Origin of the sequence: Deinococcus pimensis DSM 21231 (genome assembly GCF_000519345.1) — a bacterium.
Lineage (GTDB): Bacteria > Deinococcota > Deinococci > Deinococcales > Deinococcaceae > Deinococcus_A > Deinococcus_A pimensis.
In genome coordinates, this window is record NZ_KI912644.1 from 16,265 (window position 1) to 17,328 (window position 1,064).

At 75.0% G+C, this 1,064-nt stretch carries 1 protein-coding gene; it reads left to right on the top strand.

Annotation, left to right across the window (positions count from 1 at the left end):
• Nucleotides 1–144 precede the first annotated feature (144 nt).
• Nucleotides 145–1,064, top strand: a 920-nt coding sequence (locus DEIPI_RS39705) for a hypothetical protein (RefSeq protein ID WP_045234219.1), incomplete at its 3' end; no start/stop codon positions are given.

Consider the following 1,064-nt stretch of genomic DNA (forward strand, 5'->3'; position numbering starts at 1 on the left):
GCGGCCCGCGCGAAGTGGCGCGCGGACGCGACCTCACCGACGAACGCGCCGTGCGGCGGGAGTGAGCGCCCCACCGTGGCGGACCTCACGGACGCGCGTGACTTGGGCTGGTCCTCCCCGGGCGCGGCGTGTCAGGATGCCCGCATGACCACCTCCCGGCCCACGGCGCCCCGCGCCCCGAAGGAACCCGTCACCCATGAGCGCCACGGCGACGCCCGCGTGGACGAGTACGCCTGGCTGCGCGACCGCGAGCGCCCGGAGGTCCTCGCGTACCTCGACGCGGAGAACGCCTACCTCGACGAGGTCACCGCGCCCCTCGCGGGCCAGCGCGAGGACCTCTACCGCGACATGCTCTCGCACGTGCAGGAGACGGACGACTCCCCGCCCGTCCCCTGGGGTCCCTACGAGTACTACACCCGCACCGAGGAGGGCCGCCCGTACCCCCTGCGCTGCCGCAGGCCGCGCGGCGGCGGGCCCGAGGAGGTGCTGCTCGACCCGAACGAGCTGCGTGAACGCGAGGGCCTCGCGAACGTCTGGGTGGGCCGGACCGTGCCCAGCGACGACCACGCGCGCCTCGCGTACCTCGTGGACACGGCGGGCGGCGAGCGCTACGAGCTGCGCGTCCGTGACCTCGCCACGCGTGAGGAGACCCGCACGGGCGTGGAGGACGTCAGCGGCTACAGCCTCGCGTGGAGCGCGGACGGCGAGGCGCTGTACTACGTCCGCAACGACGAGGCGTGGCGGCCCTTCGAGGTGTACCGCCACCGCCTCGCGGGGGGCGCGCCCGACGAGCGGCTGTACCGCGAGGACGACGAGACCTTCACCCTGACGCTGTCGCGCAGCCACTCGGGCGCGTACGTGCTGCTCACGTCGCGCAGCACCCTCACGACGGAGGTGCGCGCCCTGGAGGCCGGGCGCGCGTCGGGCGACTTCGAGGTGATCCTCCCGCGCGAACGCGGCGTGGAGTACGCCGCGCAGGACGGCGGCGACGAGTGGCTGCTCGTCACGAACTCCGGCGGCGCGCGCGAGTTCCGCCTCGTCGGCCTGCCCAAGGGCGGCGGCGA